16 protein-coding genes are annotated in these 16,731 nt (G+C 68.5%); 9 read left to right on the forward strand and 7 right to left on the reverse strand.

The window, feature by feature from the left end:
* Positions 1 to 16: 16 nt before the first annotated feature.
* Positions 17 to 1,432 carry a DUF1254 domain-containing protein gene (locus tag K0O62_RS14340; protein ID WP_079244134.1) on the forward strand — a complete coding sequence of 472 codons (1,416 nt, stop codon included), beginning with the start codon at positions 17 to 19 and terminating at the stop codon, positions 1,430 to 1,432.
* On the opposite strand, the gene K0O62_RS14345 is transcribed toward K0O62_RS14340, so the two are convergent.
* Positions 1,429 to 2,298, reverse strand: a complete 870-nt coding sequence (locus tag K0O62_RS14345) for a PAC2 family protein (protein ID WP_073854986.1) — start codon at positions 2,296 to 2,298, stop codon at positions 1,429 to 1,431. The two genes, K0O62_RS14340 and K0O62_RS14345, sit on opposite strands and share 4 nt — an antisense overlap.
* A gap of 455 nt (positions 2,299 to 2,753) precedes the next feature.
* Here K0O62_RS14345 and metH point away from each other — a divergent pair, with 455 nt between their 5' ends.
* Positions 2,754 to 6,500, forward strand: a complete 3,747-nt coding sequence (metH, locus tag K0O62_RS14350; RefSeq protein ID WP_073854988.1) for a methionine synthase — start codon at positions 2,754 to 2,756, stop codon at positions 6,498 to 6,500.
* Between the two features lie 3 nt (positions 6,501 to 6,503).
* Here metH and K0O62_RS14355 read toward each other — a convergent pair whose 3' ends face one another.
* Positions 6,504 to 7,307, reverse strand: a complete 804-nt coding sequence (locus tag K0O62_RS14355) for an SDR family oxidoreductase (RefSeq protein WP_073854990.1) — start codon at positions 7,305 to 7,307, stop codon at positions 6,504 to 6,506.
* Positions 7,308 to 7,380: 73 nt separating this feature from the next.
* Between K0O62_RS14355 and K0O62_RS14360 the strand changes: the two genes are divergently transcribed.
* From K0O62_RS14360 to K0O62_RS14385, 6 genes are all read left to right on the forward strand, one after another.
* A complete protein-coding gene (locus K0O62_RS14360; protein ID WP_073854992.1) occupies positions 7,381 to 8,064 on the forward strand; it encodes an HAD family hydrolase in 684 nt (227 codons plus the stop codon).
* An 89-nt stretch (positions 8,065 to 8,153) separates the two neighbouring features.
* Complete coding sequence (locus K0O62_RS14365) at positions 8,154 to 9,626, forward strand: sugar porter family MFS transporter (RefSeq protein ID WP_073854994.1); 1,473 nt, start codon at positions 8,154 to 8,156, stop codon at positions 9,624 to 9,626.
* Between the two features lie 48 nt (positions 9,627 to 9,674).
* Positions 9,675 to 9,956: a phosphoribosyl-ATP diphosphatase gene (locus K0O62_RS14370; RefSeq protein ID WP_073854996.1), complete on the forward strand. Its 282-nt coding sequence runs from the start codon at positions 9,675 to 9,677 to the stop codon at positions 9,954 to 9,956.
* 23 nt (positions 9,957 to 9,979) lie between these two features.
* Entirely contained in the window at positions 9,980 to 10,825 is an 846-nt protein-coding gene (hisG, locus tag K0O62_RS14375) for an ATP phosphoribosyltransferase (RefSeq protein ID WP_073855307.1), read from the forward strand.
* 88 nt (positions 10,826 to 10,913) lie between these two features.
* Positions 10,914 to 11,414, forward strand: coding sequence for a DUF4126 family protein (locus tag K0O62_RS14380; RefSeq protein ID WP_073854998.1), 501 nt, complete (start codon positions 10,914 to 10,916; stop codon positions 11,412 to 11,414).
* On the forward strand, positions 11,414 to 12,793 hold the full coding sequence (locus tag K0O62_RS14385; RefSeq protein WP_073855000.1) for an FAD-containing oxidoreductase: 1,380 nt from the start codon (positions 11,414 to 11,416) through the stop codon (positions 12,791 to 12,793). The genes K0O62_RS14380 and K0O62_RS14385 overlap by 1 nt, the downstream gene beginning before the upstream one ends.
* Here K0O62_RS14385 and K0O62_RS14390 read toward each other — a convergent pair.
* The 3 genes from K0O62_RS14390 to K0O62_RS14400 are packed head-to-tail and all read right to left on the reverse strand — an operon-like array spanning position 12,790 to position 14,956.
* Positions 12,790 to 13,296: a DinB family protein gene (locus tag K0O62_RS14390; RefSeq protein ID WP_073855002.1), complete on the reverse strand. Its 507-nt coding sequence runs from the start codon at positions 13,294 to 13,296 to the stop codon at positions 12,790 to 12,792. The two genes, K0O62_RS14385 and K0O62_RS14390, sit on opposite strands and share 4 nt — an antisense overlap.
* Entirely contained in the window at positions 13,293 to 14,087 is a 795-nt protein-coding gene (locus tag K0O62_RS14395; protein ID WP_073855004.1) for a thioesterase family protein, read from the reverse strand. Before K0O62_RS14395 ends, K0O62_RS14390 begins: the two co-directional genes overlap by 4 nt.
* On the reverse strand, positions 14,084 to 14,956 hold the full coding sequence (locus tag K0O62_RS14400; protein ID WP_073855006.1) for a RecB family exonuclease: 873 nt from the start codon (positions 14,954 to 14,956) through the stop codon (positions 14,084 to 14,086). Before K0O62_RS14400 ends, K0O62_RS14395 begins: the two co-directional genes overlap by 4 nt.
* Before the next feature lie 85 nt (positions 14,957 to 15,041).
* Here K0O62_RS14400 and K0O62_RS14405 point away from each other — a divergent pair, with 85 nt between their 5' ends.
* Positions 15,042 to 15,878 carry a tRNA (adenine-N1)-methyltransferase gene (locus K0O62_RS14405; protein WP_073855008.1) on the forward strand — a complete coding sequence of 279 codons (837 nt, stop codon included), beginning with the start codon at positions 15,042 to 15,044 and terminating at the stop codon, positions 15,876 to 15,878.
* A 5-nt stretch (positions 15,879 to 15,883) separates the two neighbouring features.
* On the opposite strand, the gene K0O62_RS14410 is transcribed toward K0O62_RS14405, so the two are convergent.
* Entirely contained in the window at positions 15,884 to 16,180 is a 297-nt protein-coding gene (locus K0O62_RS14410; RefSeq protein WP_073855010.1) for a DUF503 domain-containing protein, read from the reverse strand.
* Positions 16,181 to 16,184: 4 nt separating this feature from the next.
* Positions 16,185 to 16,727 carry a lipoprotein LppK gene (gene lppK, locus K0O62_RS14415; protein WP_073855012.1) on the reverse strand — a complete coding sequence of 181 codons (543 nt, stop codon included), beginning with the start codon at positions 16,725 to 16,727 and terminating at the stop codon, positions 16,185 to 16,187.
* Positions 16,728 to 16,731: the final 4 nt, after the last annotated feature.

Raw genomic sequence — 16,731 nt, forward strand, 5'->3', positions numbered from 1 at the left:
CCGTCTGCTGTCGGTGATGGTCCTCATCGCCGCCCTGGCCGGCTGCAGTCCCGCCGCCAAGGAACCGGATCCGACCCCCACGCAGAGCGCTGCCGAGGATCGTCCGGTCTCCCTCGACGAGGCCCGTGCGATCGCGAAAGAGGCCTACGTCTACGGGTTTCCGATGGTCGACAACTATCGGGTGCAGTACGCCTACTTCGTGGACAAGGAGGACCCGGAGTACAAGGGCGGCTGGAACGCCATCCACAACTTCGCACGGGTGTCCACGCCCGCGGACACCGCGATCCAGACCCCGAATTCGGACACCCCGTACTCGTTCGTCGGCGCGGACCTGCGCGCCGAGCCGTTGGTGCTGACGGTGCCACCGATCGAACAGGACCGCTACTACTCCCTGCAGTTCGTCGACGGCTACACCTACAACGTCGGGTACGTGGGCAGCCGGACCACGGGCAACAACGGCGGGCGCTACCTGCTGGCCGGGCCCGGCTGGCAGGGCGAGAAACCCGAGGGCATCGACGAGGTCATCCGGTCCGGCACGGATCTGGCGTTCGTGCTGTACCGCACCCAGTTGTTCGGGCCGTCCGACATCGACGAGGTCAAGTCGATCCAGGCCGGTTACCAGGTGGCGCCGCTGTCGGTGGCGCTCAACCAGCCGTCGCCGGCGGCCGCCCCGCCGATCGACTTCACCCCGCCGCTGACCGCGGAGGCGCAGAAGACCTCGCCGCAGTTCTTCGAGGTGCTCAACGCCGCGCTGCGGTTCGCCCCGGCGCAACCGGGCGAACAGGAACTACGGGACCGGTTCGCGCGCATCGGCATCGGGCCGGGCGGTGACTTCGACGCCGACAAACTGAGCCCGGAGATGCGCACGGCCGTCGAGGACGGCATGGCGGACGCCTGGGCCGAGTTCGACGCGTTCAAGAAGGACAAGGTCGACACCGGCGAGGTCGGCTCGGCGCAGTTCTTCGGCACCGCCGAGGACCTCGACGGCAATTACCTGTACCGGATGGCCGGCGCGGTGCTGGGCATCTACGGCAACACCGCGGCCGAGGCGCTGTACCCGAGTGCGATGAACGACTCCGACGGGGCGCCACTGACCGGGGCCCAGCGCTACACCTACCGGTTCGAGCCGGGACAACTGCCACCGGTCAACGCGTTCTGGTCGCTGACCATGTACGAGCTGCCGTCCAGTCTGCTGGTGGACAATCCGATCAACCGGTATCTGATCAACTCGGAGATGCTGCCGCAGTTGGTGCCCGACGCGGACGGCGGCTACACGCTGCTGATCCAGCACGACTCGCCCGGGGCCGACAAGGAACCCAACTGGCTGCCGGCACCCGAGGGACCGTTCGCCCTGGTGTTGCGGCTGTACTGGCCCAAGCCGGACGCGCTGAACGGCAGCTGGCAGGCGCCGCAGCCGGAGCGGGTCGGTTAGCGGCCACGCCTACGCAGGTACCGCTCGAACTCGGCGGCCAGCGCGTCGCCGTCGATCTTGCCCAGCGCCTCGTTCATGTCCACCTCGGCGTCGCCGCGTTCCTCCAGTGACTGCACGTACTCGGCGATCTCGTCGTCCTCGGCGGTCATCTCGGTGACGGCCTGCTCCCACTCCTCGGCCGCGGTGGGCAGATCGGCCAACGGCACCTCGATGTCCAGGACGTCCTCGACGCGCCGTAGCAGCGCCACGGTGGCCTTCGGGTTGGGCGGCTGGGACACGTAGTGCGGAACCGCCGCCCAGAACGTCACCGCCGGGATCCCGGCCTGCACGCAGGCGTCCTGGAACACCCCGGCGATACCGGTGGGTCCCTCGTAGCGGGTCTCCTCCAGGCCGAAGAGCTTGGCCGATTCCGCCGAGTACGCGGCACCGGACACCGGGACCGGGCGGGTGTGCGGTGTGTCGGCGAGCAGCGCACCCAGAATGACGACGGTGTCGACGTTCAGCTTGTCGGCGATGGCCAGCAGTTCCGCGCAGAACGTGCGCCAGCGCATGTTCGGTTCGACCCCGTGCATCAGCACGATGTCGCGGTCGCTGCCCGGCGGGCGGCAGTGCGAGATCCGCATCGACGGCCAGACCAACTCACGTGTGACGCCGTCGATCTGGCGGATCACCGGGCGATTCACCTGGTAGTCGTAGTAGCTCTCGTCGTCGATCTCGACGATGGTCACGGCTTCCCAGATCGCGTCCAGGTGCTCCAGGGCTCCGCTGGCCGCGTCGCCGGCGTCGTTCCAGCCCTCGAAGGCCGCCACCACGACTGTGTTCTGCAGCTCCGGCAGGCCGGGCACGCTCGGATCCGACGGTGTCACACTGCCAGCGTAAGCCCTGGATCGCAGCGAGGAGCCACGGCGGGCCACACGGCGATTTGCGGCCCGGATCCCCGTGGTCAGGGCGGTGCGGGACAAATCCATTTGGCTAGCCGGACTACTCTGTTCCTGTGACCGCCGGCTTGCGACACCCACGCGACACCCGCCGACCGGACCTGTTCGGCCGGCGTGTCATGCCCGGTGCCGGCGTCAAGGCCGGTGCCCGCGAGGTCGAGGCCAAATGCGTTGGACTGCAACAGGTCCAGCCCTGGTGTCGTTGACCTGCCGACAGGTCCCGCGAACTGTCATCGCGGTGACGAGTTGGGCGTCCGGACGTCGATCGGGTGACGACGTAGACTTTCCAAGGTCGAGAGGCGTTGCAACGGTTATCTGGGGGCTGTTTCCCCTGGTATCCGCCACGCTCGGCAGAGTCAAGGACGCCTTCCGCCACGGAAGGAGTGCACGTGACAGGCCTTGAGCCGAACATCCGCCCGGACTGCACCGACGAGCTGACCGCCGCTCTGCAGCAGCGCATCGTGGTGATCGACGGCGCCATGGGCACGGCGATCCAGCGCGACCGCCCCGACGAGGACGGCTACCGCGGTGACCGGTTCACGGAGTGGCCGACGGCGCTGCAGGGCAACAACGACCTGCTCAACCTGACGCAGCCGCAGATCATCGAGGGCATCCACCGCGAGTACCTGGAAGCGGGCGCGGACATCCTGGAGACCAACACGTTCAACGCGAACGCGGTCTCGCTGTCGGACTACGACATGGCCGACCTGAGCTACGAGCTGAACTACGTGGGCGCCGCCCTCGCCCGCAAGGCCGCCGACGAGTACAGCACCCCGGACAAGCCCCGCTACGTCGCCGGCGCCATCGGGCCGACGACCCGCACCGCGTCCATCTCACCGGACGTCAATGACCCGGGCGCCCGCAACGTCTCCTACGACCAGCTCGTGGCCGCCTACTTGGAGGCTGCCAACGGCCTGGTCGACGGCGGCTCCGATCTGATCATCATCGAGACCATCTTCGACTCGCTGAACGCCAAGGCGGCGGTCTTCGCCGTCGAGACGCTGTTCGAGCAGCGCGGCCGGCGCTGGCCGGTGATCATCTCCGGCACCATCACCGACGCGTCCGGGCGCACGCTGTCCGGCCAGGTCACCGAGGCGTTCTGGAACGCGATCCGGCACGCGAGACCGATCGCGGTCGGCCTCAACTGCGCCCTCGGCGCACCGGAGATGCGGCCCTACATCGCCGAGATGGCACGCATCGCGGACACCTACGTCTCCTGCTACCCGAACGCCGGCCTGCCCAACGCCTTCGGTGAGTACGAAGAGTCTCCGCAGCGCCAGGCCTCCTACATCGCCGAGTTCGCCGAGGCCGGCCTGGTCAACCTGGTCGGCGGGTGCTGTGGCACCGCGCCGCCGCACATCGCCGAGATCGCCAAGGTCGTCGACGGCAAGGCGCCTCGCGAACTGCCGCAGATCCCGGTGGCCACCCGGCTGTCCGGCCTGGAGCCGCTGAACATCTCCGACAGCTCGCTGTTCGTGAACATCGGGGAGCGCACCAACATCACCGGCTCGGCCCGGTTCCGCAACCTGATCAAGGCCGAGGATTACGACACCGCGTTGTCGGTGGCGCTGCAGCAGGTCGAGGTCGGTGCGCAGGTCATCGACATCAACATGGACGAGGGCATGATCGACGGCGTCGCCGCGATGGACCGGTTCACCAAGCTGATCGCCGCCGAACCGGACATCAGCCGCGTCCCGGTGATGATCGACTCCTCGAAGTGGGAGGTCATCGAGGCCGGCCTGAAGAACGTGCAGGGCAAGCCGATCGTCAACTCGATCTCCCTGAAGGAGGGCGAGGAGAAGTTCATCCGCGAGGCCCGGCTGTGCCGCAAGTACGGCGCGGCCGTCGTCGTGATGGCCTTCGACGAACAGGGCCAGGCCGACAACCTGGAGCGCCGCAAGGAGATCTGCGGGCGCGCCTACCGGATCCTGACCGAAGAAGTCGGCTTCCCGGCCGAGGACATCATCTTCGACCCGAACTGCTTCGCTCTGGCCACCGGTATCGAGGAGCACGCCACCTACGGGATCGACTTCATCGAGGCGTGCGCCTGGATCAAGGAGAACCTGCCCGGGGTGCACATCTCCGGCGGCATCTCGAACGTGTCGTTCTCGTTCCGCGGCAACAACCCGGTCCGCGAGGCCATCCACGCGGTGTTCCTGTTCCACGCCATCAAGGCCGGCCTGGACATGGGCATCGTCAATGCCGGTGCGCTGGTGCCGTACGACTCGATCGACCCCGAGCTGCGCGAGCGCATCGAGGACGTGGTGCTCAACCGCCGCGCGGATGCCGCCGAGCGGCTGCTGGAGATCGCGGAGCGGTTCAACAGCAAGAACTCGGGAGAGGGTGACGAGCGAGCTGCCGCCGAATGGCGCAGCTTGCCGGTTCGCGAACGCATCACGCACGCCCTGGTCAAGGGCATCGACGCGCACGTCGACGCCGACACCGAGGAACTGCGGGCCGAGATCGATGCCGCCGGCGGGCGGCCGATCGAGGTGATCGAGGGCCCGCTGATGGACGGGATGAACGTCGTCGGCGACCTCTTCGGTGCGGGCAAGATGTTCCTGCCCCAGGTGGTGAAGTCGGCCCGGGTGATGAAGAAGGCCGTCGCCTATCTGCTGCCGTTCATCGAGGCCGAGAAGGAGGCCTCCGGCGCGGCCGCCGGTAAGGACACCAACGGCACCATCATCATGGCGACCGTCAAGGGCGATGTCCACGACATCGGCAAGAACATCGTCGGAGTCGTGCTGCAGTGCAACAACTTCGAGGTGATCGACCTCGGGGTGATGGTGCCCGCGCAGAAGATACTCGACGCGGCCAGGGAGCACGACGCGGACATCATCGGGTTGTCCGGTCTGATTACCCCGTCGCTGGACGAGATGGTGAACTTCGCCGTCGAGATGGAGCGCGAAGGACTGCAGATCCCGCTGCTGATCGGCGGCGCGACCACCTCGCGCGCCCACACCGCGGTGAAGGTGGCGCCGCGCCGCAGCGGCCCGGTGGTCTGGGTCAAGGACGCGTCCCGCTCGGTGCCGGTCGCCGCGGCGCTGCTCGACGACAGGCAGCGGCCCGCGCTGCTGGAGGCCACCGCGAAGGACTACGCGGCCCTGCGCGAACGGCACGCCCAGAAGAACGAGCGGCCGATGCTGACCCTGGAGAAGGCCCGGGCGAACCGCACCCCGATCGAGTGGGACGGCTACACGCCACCGGTGCCCGCCCAGGGTGTCGGGGTCCGCGAGTTCATCGACTACGACGTGGCCGAGTTGCGCGAGTACATCGACTGGCAGCCGTTCTTCAACGCCTGGGAGATGAAGGGCCGGTTCCCGGACATCCTGAACAACCCCGTGTCGGGGGAGGCCGCCCGCAAGCTGTACGACGACGCCCAGGAGATGCTCGACACCCTGATCAAGGAGAAGTGGCTGAGGGCCAACGGGGTGATCGGGTTCTTCTGCGCCAACGCCGTCGGCGACGACATCGAGGTCTACACCGACGAGAGCCGGACCGAGGTGCTCACCACGCTGCACAACCTGCGCCAGCAGGGGGAGCACCGCGCCGGCATCCCGAACCGGTCCCTGGGCGACTTCGTCGCCCCCAGAGAAACGGGCCTGCGGGATTACGTCGGCGCGTTCGCCGTCACCGCGGGGCTGGGCAGCCAGGACAAGATCACGGAGTTCAAGGCCGACCACGACGACTACAACGCGATCCTGCTGGAGTCGCTGGCCGACCGGCTGGCCGAGGCGTTCGCCGAACGGATGCACCAGCGGGTACGCCAGGAGTTCTGGGGTTACCAGCCCGACGAGCAACTGGACAACGCGGCGCTGATCGGGGAGAAGTACGTCGGGATCCGCCCGGCGCCCGGCTACCCGGCCTGCCCCGAACACACCGAGAAGGCCACCCTGTTCGAGTTGATGGACGTCACCGAGCGGACCGGCATCGAGCTGACCGAATCGATGGCGATGTGGCCCGGGGCCGCGGTCAGCGGCTGGTACTTCTCGCACCCGCAGTCGCAGTACTTCGTGGTGGGCCGGATGGCTCAGGATCAGATCGCCGACTACGCCCGGCGCAAGGGCTGGACCCTGGCCGAAGCCGAGCGCTGGCTGGCACCCAATCTCGGCTACAACCCGGAGGACTGAGGCTCAGCCGAACCGGTCCGCGTTCAGCTTGGCCCACTCGGCGATCGAGATCGCCGGTGCGCCAGTCAGTTCGGCGACGAGGTCGTTGGCCTGCTGGGGTGTCTGCACGCCGGCCGCCAGGAGGTCGACGTACCAGCTCGCCTGCTCACCCATGACCGGCGCGAGCGTTGCCAGCGCCTCCTCGCGGCTACACGTCTCGAACCGGACCGGCCTGCCGATGCCGATCCCGATCTGTTCGGCGATCTGGGCCCGGGTCAGCGCCTCGGGCCCGGTGAGCTCATACATCCGGCCCAGGTGCGCATCGTCGGGTGCGGCGAGCAACGCCGCGGCGACGCGGGCGATGTCGTCCATCGCGATCGGCGCCTCCACCACGTCGGGGTAGGGCTCTCGAACCGTGCCGGTCGCCGCGATCTGGGTGGCCCACATGGCGAAGTTCTCGCAGAACTCACCCGGCCCGAGCTGGATGGCCGGCACCGCGGCCGCCGCGATCACGTCGGCATGCTGCTGCCAGTGCGCGCCACCGGAGAGCGCCACCACATAGGACACGCGGGCCGCGGCGATCATCTCGCACGTGATGCCGATCGTCGGCGGGTACGGCGCCAGGTACACCCGGTCCACATCGGCCAGCGCCACCGACATCGTCTCCGGCCTGCCGAGGAAACCGGTGACCACCTCCACGCCGTCGGGCAGATTCGCCTTGGCCGGATCGGTGGTCAATGCCCGGATATCCCGGACTCCCAGCTCGAGCAGTCGATCCACGACCTTGCGGCCGATGTTGCCGGTGGCGCCCGTCACAAGAACCGTCATGGCACCACGTTAGCCGCGCGCCCCGACGAGCTTCGATTTCCGGGCCCCCGGAGTCGATGAGAGGATGGCACCCATGCGTGCTGTGTTGTGGGATATGGATGGCACCATCGTGGACTCCGAAAAGCTCTGGGACTTCGGCATTCACGAGCTCTACCGCCAACACGGACGGCAGCTGAGCGCCCAGGTGCGGACCAGCACGATCGGCGGCTCGAGTGAGACCGTGATGCAGATCGTGTACGCCGACCTGGGCCTGGATCCCGACCCCGCGGACATGGCCCGGACCGCGGACTGGCTGCACGAATACGTCGGGGGACTCTTCGCGACCGGCCTGCCGTGGTGCGCCGGCGCCCGGGAAATGCTCGACGGCCTGACCGCCGCCGGGGTTCCGATGGCGTTGGTGACCAACACCCGTCGCGATCTGGCCGATCAGGCCCTGGAGTCGATCGGCCGGCACTACTTCTCGGTTTCGGTGTGCGGGGACGAAGTGCCCGCGGGCAAGCCGTCGCCCGACCCGTATCTGCGGGCCGCCGAGCTGCTGGGTCTGGATCCCGCGGACTGCCTGGCGATCGAGGACTCGGTGACGGGCTCGACGTCGGCGGAGTCCGCCGGGTGCGCGGTTCTGGTCGTGCCCAATGAGATCGAGGTGCCGTCCGGCCCGCGCCGGCGGCACGCCGAATCCCTGGCCGGGCTGACAGTGCACGATCTACGGGTGGTGCACACCGAACTCGGCGCCGATCAGGACGAACGCAGCGCCTGATTTCCTCTCCGGGTAACGGTCCATTACCCACCGCGTCTGTGCGATTGTGATGTGGCACCCATCACAGCGCGCTGCGGAAGGACGAGTCGATGACACACGGTCCGGTCGGCGGAGATGACGCCTCGTTCCTCGACGATGATTCCGGGTTCAGTTCCGGCCGGACGGCGGTGAGAATCGCCGCGGTGGCCGCGCTCGGCGGCCTGTTGTTCGGCTACGACAGCGCGGTCATCAACGGTGCGGTGTCCTCGATCCAGGAGGACTTCGGGATCGGCAACTACGCCCTGGGGCTCGCGGTGGCGTCCGCGCTGCTGGGCGCCGCGGCCGGTGCCCTGTCCGCCGGCCGCATCGCCGACCGGATCGGGCGCATCGCGGTGATGAAGATCGCCGCCGTGCTTTTTCTCATCAGCGCATTCGGCACCGGACTGGCCCCCGAGACCATCACCCTGGTGGTGTTCCGCATCATCGGCGGCATCGGTGTCGGTGTCGCCTCGGTCATCGCGCCCGCCTATATCGCCGAGACCTCGCCACCCGGAATCCGCGGCCGCCTGGGCTCGCTGCAGCAACTCGCGATCGTGCTGGGCATCTTCATCTCGTTCGCGGTGAACTGGCTGCTGCAGTGGATCGCCGGCGGGCCCAACGAGGTGTTGTGGCTGGGCCTGGACGCCTGGCGATGGATGTTCCTGGTGATGGCGGTGCCCGCCGTGCTGTACGGCAGCCTCGCTTACACCATTCCGGAGTCGCCGCGTTATCTCGTTGCCAGCCATAAGATTCCGGAAGCCCGCCGGGTATTGACCATGCTGCTGGGGCAGAAGAACCTGGAGATCACGATCACCCGCATCCGGGACACCCTGGAGCGCGATGACAAGCCGTCCTGGCGGGATCTGAAGAAGCCGACCGGCGGCGTCTACGGCATCGTGTGGGTCGGTCTGGGCTTGTCGATCTTCCAGCAGTTCGTCGGGATCAACGTCATCTTCTACTACTCGAATGTGCTGTGGCAGGCCGTCGGTTTCAGCGCCGACCAGTCGGCGGTCTACACCGTGATCACCTCGGTGATCAACGTGCTCACCACCCTGATCGCGATCGCGCTGATCGACAAGATCGGCCGCAAACCGCTGCTGCTGATCGGCTCGGCGGGTATGGCGGTCACCCTGGCCACCATGGCGGTCATCTTCGCCAACGCCACGGTCAATCCCGACGGCACCCCGAGCCTGCCCGGCGCGTCCGGCGTGGTCGCGCTGGTCGCCGCGAACCTGTTCGTGGTCGCGTTCGGCATGTCCTGGGGTCCGGTGGTGTGGGTGCTGCTGGGGGAGATGTTCCCCAACCGCATCCGCGCGGCCGCCCTGGGTCTGGCCGCCGCAGGCCAGTGGACGGCCAACTGGCTGATCACGGTCACCTTCCCGGAACTGCGCAATCACCTGGGCCTGGCCTACGGCTTCTACGCGCTGTGCGCCGTGCTGTCGTTCCTGTTCGTGACGAAGTGGGTGCGCGAGACCAAGGGTGTCTCGTTGGAGGACATGCACGCCGAGGTGCTCAACGAGGAGGAGCGTCCGGCGTCCCGGTGACCGGCCGGGCGCCCGAGGTGAAACCCGCGTGACCGCGGGAACGGGCGCGTGAAAGAATTGCGGTCCGTGAAGACCTTCGACGGCCTGTTCGCCGAGCTCAGTGAGAAAGCACAGACCCGGCCCGCCGGTAGCGGTACGGTCGCGGCGCTCGACGCCGGGGTGCACGGGCTGGGCAAGAAGATCCTCGAGGAGGCCGGCGAGGTGTGGCTGGCCGCCGAGCACGAGAGCGATGACGCGCTCGCCGAAGAAATCAGCCAGTTGCTGTACTGGACTCAGGTACTGATGCTCAAGCGCGGCCTGAGCCTCGACGACGTGTACCGGAACCTGTGATGTCGGACGCTTCGCGGGCCGGGGTGCTGCGGGTCGCGGTACCCAACAAGGGGGCGCTGAGCGAGTCGGCCGCCGAGATCCTGTCCGAGGCCGGTTACCGGCGACGGACCGACTCCAAGGATCTGACCGTCGTCGACCCGGCCAACAATGTCGAATTCTTCTTCCTGCGGCCCAAGGACATCGCGATCTACGTGGGGTCCGGGCAACTCGACCTCGGCATCACCGGACGCGATCTGGCCGCCGAGTCCGGCGCGCCGGTGCGGGAACGGTTGGCGCTGGGGTTCGGGTCCTCGACGTTCCGTTACGCCGCGCCGGCCGGGCAGAACTGGACCGTCGACCAGCTGGGCGGTAAGCGGATCGCCACCGCGTACCCGAATCTGGTCCGTAAGAACCTGGCGGACAGGGGAATCGAAGCGACCGTCATCCGCCTGGACGGCGCCGTGGAGATTTCCATCCAGCTCGGGGTGGCCGACGTCATCGCCGACATCGTCGGTTCCGGACGCACCCTGGGGCTGCACAATCTGGTGGCCTTCGGGGAGTCGCTGTGCGACTCCGAAGCGGTCCTGATCGAACGGACGGATGCCGAGCCCGATCCCGCCCGTGACCAGCTGGCGGCCCGTGTCCAGGGCGTGGTGTTCGGCCAGCAGTACCTGATGCTCGACTACGACTGCCCGCGCAGCCTTCTGGAAGCCGCCAGTGCCGTCACACCGGGGCTCGAGTCGCCCACCATCGCCCCGCTGGCCGACCCGGACTGGGTTGCGGTGCGGGCGCTGGTACCGCGACGCGACGTCAACTCCATCATGGATGAGCTCGCCGCGATCGGCGCCAAGGCGATCCTGGCCTCCGACATCCGGTTCTGCCGCTTCTGAACCGGCTCCCGAGCCCACCCGATTAGCAGGGCCTGCCGTCGTCCTGCGTGTTAGCGTCCGGGAATCATCGGTGTGCCCGGAGGTGGTCATGACGATCGTTCTCGTTCTGGTGCTGGCCCTGCTGATCGGTGTCGTCGCCGGCCTGCGGGCACTGACGCCACCGGCCATGGTCGCCTGGGGCGGTGCACTGGGCTGGATCGATCTGGACGGCACCTGGGCCCAGTGGGTGGCCCACCCACTCACCGTCACGGTGCTGACCATCCTGCTGGTGGTCGAGCTGGTCACCGACCAGCTCCCCAGCACCCCGGCTCGGACGGTGGCCGTGCAGTTCTCGGCCCGGCTGCTCACCGCCGGGTTCGCCGGCGCCGTCCTGGTCACCGGCGCGTTGGCCACGGTCAAGACCGGCACCGTGGTCTCCGGGATCGGGGCGGGGGTCATCGGCGCGGTGCTGGGCACCATGGGCGGCTACCGGGCCCGTAAGGCGCTGGTGGAGCGCAACGGCGGCAAGGACCTTCCCATCGCGCTCATCGAAGACGCCGTGGCCGTTCTCGGCGGATTCGCCGTGGTCGCTCTCGCGACTCTGATCTGATGCCCGCCGACGTCACCGAGTTCGACGCGATCATCGTCGGTGCCGGTCAGGCCGGACCACCGCTGGCCGGCCGGCTGACCGCGGCCGGTCAACGGGTCGCGGTGATCGAACGCAAACTCGTCGGCGGCACCTGCGTGAACTACGGGTGCATCCCCACCAAGACCCTGGTGGCCAGTGCGCATACCGCGCACATCGCCCGCCGCGGAGCCGACTTCGGCATCGACACAGGTGAGATCACCGTCGACATGACGAAGGTCAAGGCCCGCAAGGACAAGATCGTCGAGGGCGACCGGCGCGGTGTGGAGAACTGGATCGAGGGGATGGACGGCGCGACCCTGCTGCGCGGGCACGCCCGATTCACCGATCCACACACCCTCGACATGGACGGCAGGGCGCTGCGCGCCGACCGGATCTTCCTCAACGTCGGGGGCCGTGCCGTGGTGCCGGACCTGCCGGGCCTCTCCGAGATCGACTACCTGACCAATGTGTCTGTGCTGGAACTGGATACGGTGCCCGAACATCTCGTCATCATCGGCGGGAGTTACATCGCCCTGGAGTTCGCGCAGATGTACCGCCGGTTCGGTGCCCGGGTGTCGGTGATCGAGCGTGGTCCGCGACTGACCTCCCGCGAGGACGAAGATGTCTCCGCGGGTATCCGCGACATCCTGGAGGCCGAGGGGATCGAGATCCACACCGGCGCCGATGACATCCGCTTCACCAAGCTGGAGAACGGATTTCAAGTCAGCCCACGCGCCGGCGCCGCCCCGATCGTCGGGAGCCACGCGTTGATCGCCGTCGGCCGGACACCCAACACCGACGATCTCGGTCTGCAGCACGCCGGCGTGCGTACCGATCACCGCGGCTACATCGAGGTCGACGACACCCTGCGTACCGATGTCGAACACATCTGGGCGATGGGGGACTGCAACGGCCGGGGTGCGTTCACGCACACGTCCTACAACGATTTCGAGATCGTGGCCGCGAACCTGCTCGACGATGATCCGCGCCGGGTCAGTGACCGGGTGCCGACCTACGCGCTCTACATCGACCCGCCGCTGGGCCGAGCCGGGATGACCGCCGACGAGGTGCGTCGTTCGGGCCGGAAAGCGTTGGTGGGCAAGCGCCCGATGACGCGCGTCGGGCGCGCGGTGGAGAAGGGCGAGACCCAGGGCTTCATGAAGGTGGTGGTCGACGCCGACACCGAGGAGATCCTGGGCGCCGCGATTCTCGGCGTCGGCGGTGACGAGGTGGTGCACGCCATCCTGGACGTGATGACCGCCAAACTGCCCTACACGGCGATATCGCGGACCATGCACATCCATCCCACCGTCAGCGAGCTGGTGCCCACCCTGCTGCAGGACCTCAAGCCGCTCGATTAACGCGCGGCCCGCATCATCCGCAGCGCCCCGATCTCCGATCCGTTCTTGGTCAGCTCGATGTTGAGCCACAGCACCGTGTCGGCGACGGTCCGGCCCCCGCCGGGCCCCCACGGGAAAGCGCATGGTGCGCCGAGATCGTCGTGGCTCAGCGTGGCCAGGATCTGCCGCCACCGATCGCACAACGATCTGATCGCCCGCACCGAGTTCATCGGGCCGGGCCAACCGATCTCGCCGGGTGGCCGTGCGGGCCGGCCGGTCAGCTCGTCTGCGGCCGCCGACCACCAGTAGATGATGTGCCAGGTGAGCCACCCGACGGTCGGTACCGGGATCGGGTCCGGTTCGGTCTCGGCCCAGTCCGGGTACCAGGATCCGGCCGCATCGCGATGCATCGTCCACACCACCGCCGCGGGTTCCCAGAGGAAATCCTCCTCGGTCAGTGCGCTCAGGTGCAGATCGGTCAGCGCCCAGGCCAGATCGAACTGACCGCGCAGCGCCTCGATCACGGCACCCGCTGCACCAGCAGGGTCTGCGCCGAGGTGCCGATGAATCCGTGCCGGTCGAAGATCTCGGCCGTCGTCACCCCGATGCCATCCGGGCCGATCGACCCGCGGGCCCGCAACGCGAAATCGTTGCCGCGCGGTGCCCGATGCAGGTGCACCGCGGTGTCGGTGTTCATGAACACGAACCGGTCGGGATCCAGCGCCGCGCCCACACCGTTGGCCGAGTCGACCACCATCGCCAGCCGCTGCAGGTCGGTGAGCGGCTCGGAATCCACCAGCGGCACAAGCGGACTCATCCAGGACACCGCGGGCTCGCCGGGCGCCGTCTGCTGCCGGCGCCAGCTCACCGTGTCCAGATAGCCGGGGGCGCCCATCCATCCGTGCGCGTCGGCCGAGGCCGCGCCCTCGACCAGGGGTGGGTACCGGTCGGTGGCCGCGTCCGCGGTGTCGCTGGCCGCCAGCAGCCAGGCACTCACCCGGGCCAGCACCCGGTCGGATCCCTCCACCGCGCGCATCTCCGCGACCGCCATCGTGATCCGCGCGCCGGGGCGCTCCACCCAGGCGCGGACCTTCACCGGGGCCACCGGGATGGCGCCCAGGATGTCCAGCAGGAGCCGACCCACCCGCAACTCCGGGCGGTCGGTGTAGAGCTCCTCGATCGTCTTGGTCAACAGCGCCAGCGGCGGCGACCCGTGCTGGATCGAGGAGTCCCAGTTGCTGGCGGTGCCGATGCTGGATTCGAAGAACTGGAAACCGTCGGACTCGGGAAGCCGTCGGTAGTGGGAGTCGCTCACTCTGGCACCATCTCCGGGGCGCTGCGTCCCTGGGGCTCGGGCTGCTCCGGCCAGCCCGGGTACAGCGGCGGGGTGCCGCCGAACTCCGGGCAGAACTGCTGATGGGCGCACCAGCCGCACAGCTTCGACCGACTGGCCCGGAAATCGCCTGTGCTACCCGCGGATTGGATCGCCCGCCAGATCGCGGTCAGTGTCCGCTCGAAACGCTGGAGCTCGTCGACATCGGGGGAGTAGTCGAGCACCTGGCCGTCGGCGAGGTAGAGCAGCCGCAGTTTCGCCGGCAGCACACCACGCGACCGCCACAGTGCGACGGCGTAGAACTTCATCTGGAACAGCGCCTTGGCCTCGGCCAGGGCCCACAGCTGCGACGGCGACTTGCCGGTCTTGTAGTCGACCACCCGCATCTCACCGGTCGCGGCGATGTCGATGCGGTCGACGAAGCCCCGCAGCAGCGTGCCGTCCTCCAACTCGACCTCGACCCGTTGTTCACAGCTGTGCGGGTCGAACCGCGTCGGGTCCTCCAGCCGGTAGTAACCGGACAACAGCTTGCGGGCGTCGCGCAGCAGTTCGGTGCGCATGGCCGCGTCCAGTTCCAGCCCCGATTCACCGGCCTCGGCCACCACCCGGTCCAGGGCCGGATCGACCAGCGTCAGCGCGGTGTCGTGGCCGCGCTCGGCCGCGGGCAGTGCGTAGAGCTCCTCGAGCGCGGCGTGCACCACCGACCCCCGCAGCTGGGCGGCCGAGACGGGTTCGGGCAGCCGGTCGATGGCCCGGAAGCGGTACAGCAGCGGGCACTGCTTGAAGTCGCTGGCCCGTGACGGGGACAGGGCCGGACGCCAACCGGTCCGCGAAGGTGCTGGCGCGCTCATACCCAGCAGCCTAAGCCCGGCTCCCGACAACCTTTCGGATGACGACGATTCGGAACGGTGGCGGCGCGTCTGGCAGGCTGACCCCGTGCAAATCACTGGTCCGTTCGTCGTCGGCGATCGCGTACAACTCACCGATGCCAAGGGACGGCACTACACCATGGTGCTCGCGCCCGGTGCCGAGTTCCACACCCACCGCGGCGCCATCCCGCACGACAACGTGATCGGCCAACCCGAGGGCAGCGTCGTCAAGTCCACCAACGGCGACCCCTTCCTGGTGTTGCGGCCGCTGCTCATCGACTACGTGCTGTCCATGCCGCGCGGTGCGCAGGTGATCTATCCCAAGGACGCGGCCCAGATCGTGCACGAGGGCGACATCTTCCCCGGTGCTCGGGTGCTGGAGGCCGGCGCGGGTTCCGGCGCGCTGACCTGTTCGCTGTTGCGCGCGGTGGGGCCGACCGGCCAGGTCATCTCCTACGAGGTGCGCGACGACCATGCCGTGCACGCCATCAGGAATGTGGAGACGTTCTTCGGTGAGCGGCCGGCCAACTGGGACCTGCGGATCGCCGACCTCAACGAATACCCCTCAGAGGGCCCGCAGGTGGACCGGGTGGTCCTGGACATGCTGGCGCCCTGGGACGTCCTGGACACGGTGTCCACGGCGCTGGTGGCCGGTGGCGTGCTGATCGTCTACGTGGCCACCGTCACCCAGCTGTCCCGCACTGTGGAGGCGCTGCGCGAGCAGCAGTGCTGGACCGAGCCCCGGGCCTGGGAGACCATGCAGCGCGGCTGGAACGTGGTCGGCCTGGCGGTGCGGCCGCAGCACAACATGCGCGGGCACACCGCGTTCCTGATCAGCGCCCGCAAGTTGGCGCCGGGCACCGTGACGCCCACCCCGCTGCGCCGTAAACGACCCCAGGTCTGATCCGGCTACTCGTCGGTGCTGCGGTGCAGCCCGCGCCGGGTGCAGAGCAACTCCAGCTCCGGTCGGGCCGCCACCAGACGTTCGGCGGCGTCGAGCACGTCGACGACGTGCGCCCGATCGCCGGCCACCACCGAGATGCCGATGCCGGCGCGGCGGTGCAGATCCTGGTCCCCGGTTTCGGCCGCCGACACGGCGAACCGTCGGCGCAGTTCGGCGATCACCGGGCGGATCACCGAGCGCTTCGCCTTCAGGGAGTGCACATCGCCGAGCAGCAGGTCACATTCCAGCCAGCCGATCCACATGGTCCTACCGTGGGGGTTCCGGCGGCGGGGGCGGACCCAGTTCGAGCAGCTGATCGGCGGTGTCCCGGGTCAGCTGCCAGGCCCCCTCGTACGGGGTGAACTGCATCGGGAAAGTGAACGGCGGCGCCTGGGGGCCCGGGTTGGCCGATTCGGCGGTGACTGTGGCCACCACATCGCCGTAATCGGTGGGTGACCAGGTCAGATCCGCGGCGCGGAAGGTCAGCGGCGCCAGCCCGCCGTCGACGGTCGCCTTGGCGAACCGGTCCAGCGCGGGCCCGTCCTCGGCGGTGGCGTGCTGAACCAGCGCCACCTTCTGCTCACCGGGAATCGATGGGTCGGCGAGCTGCTGCAGGACGGCGGTCAGCGCTTCGGGCGCCGGCAACGGCGCCTGCGGAGCCGTCTGGGGACCGGGCGTCGCCGTCGAGAACGGCGACGGTTCGGGCATCGGTGGCACCGGCTCCTGCGCGCAGCCCGACAGTCCGAGCACCAGCACCGAGATGGTGGCGCTCAGGACCGCCCTGGCGGGCAGCGCAGCGAGGCGGCGCATCGTC

Source organism: Mycolicibacterium diernhoferi, from assembly GCF_019456655.1.
GTDB lineage: Bacteria > Actinomycetota > Actinomycetes > Mycobacteriales > Mycobacteriaceae > Mycobacterium > Mycobacterium diernhoferi.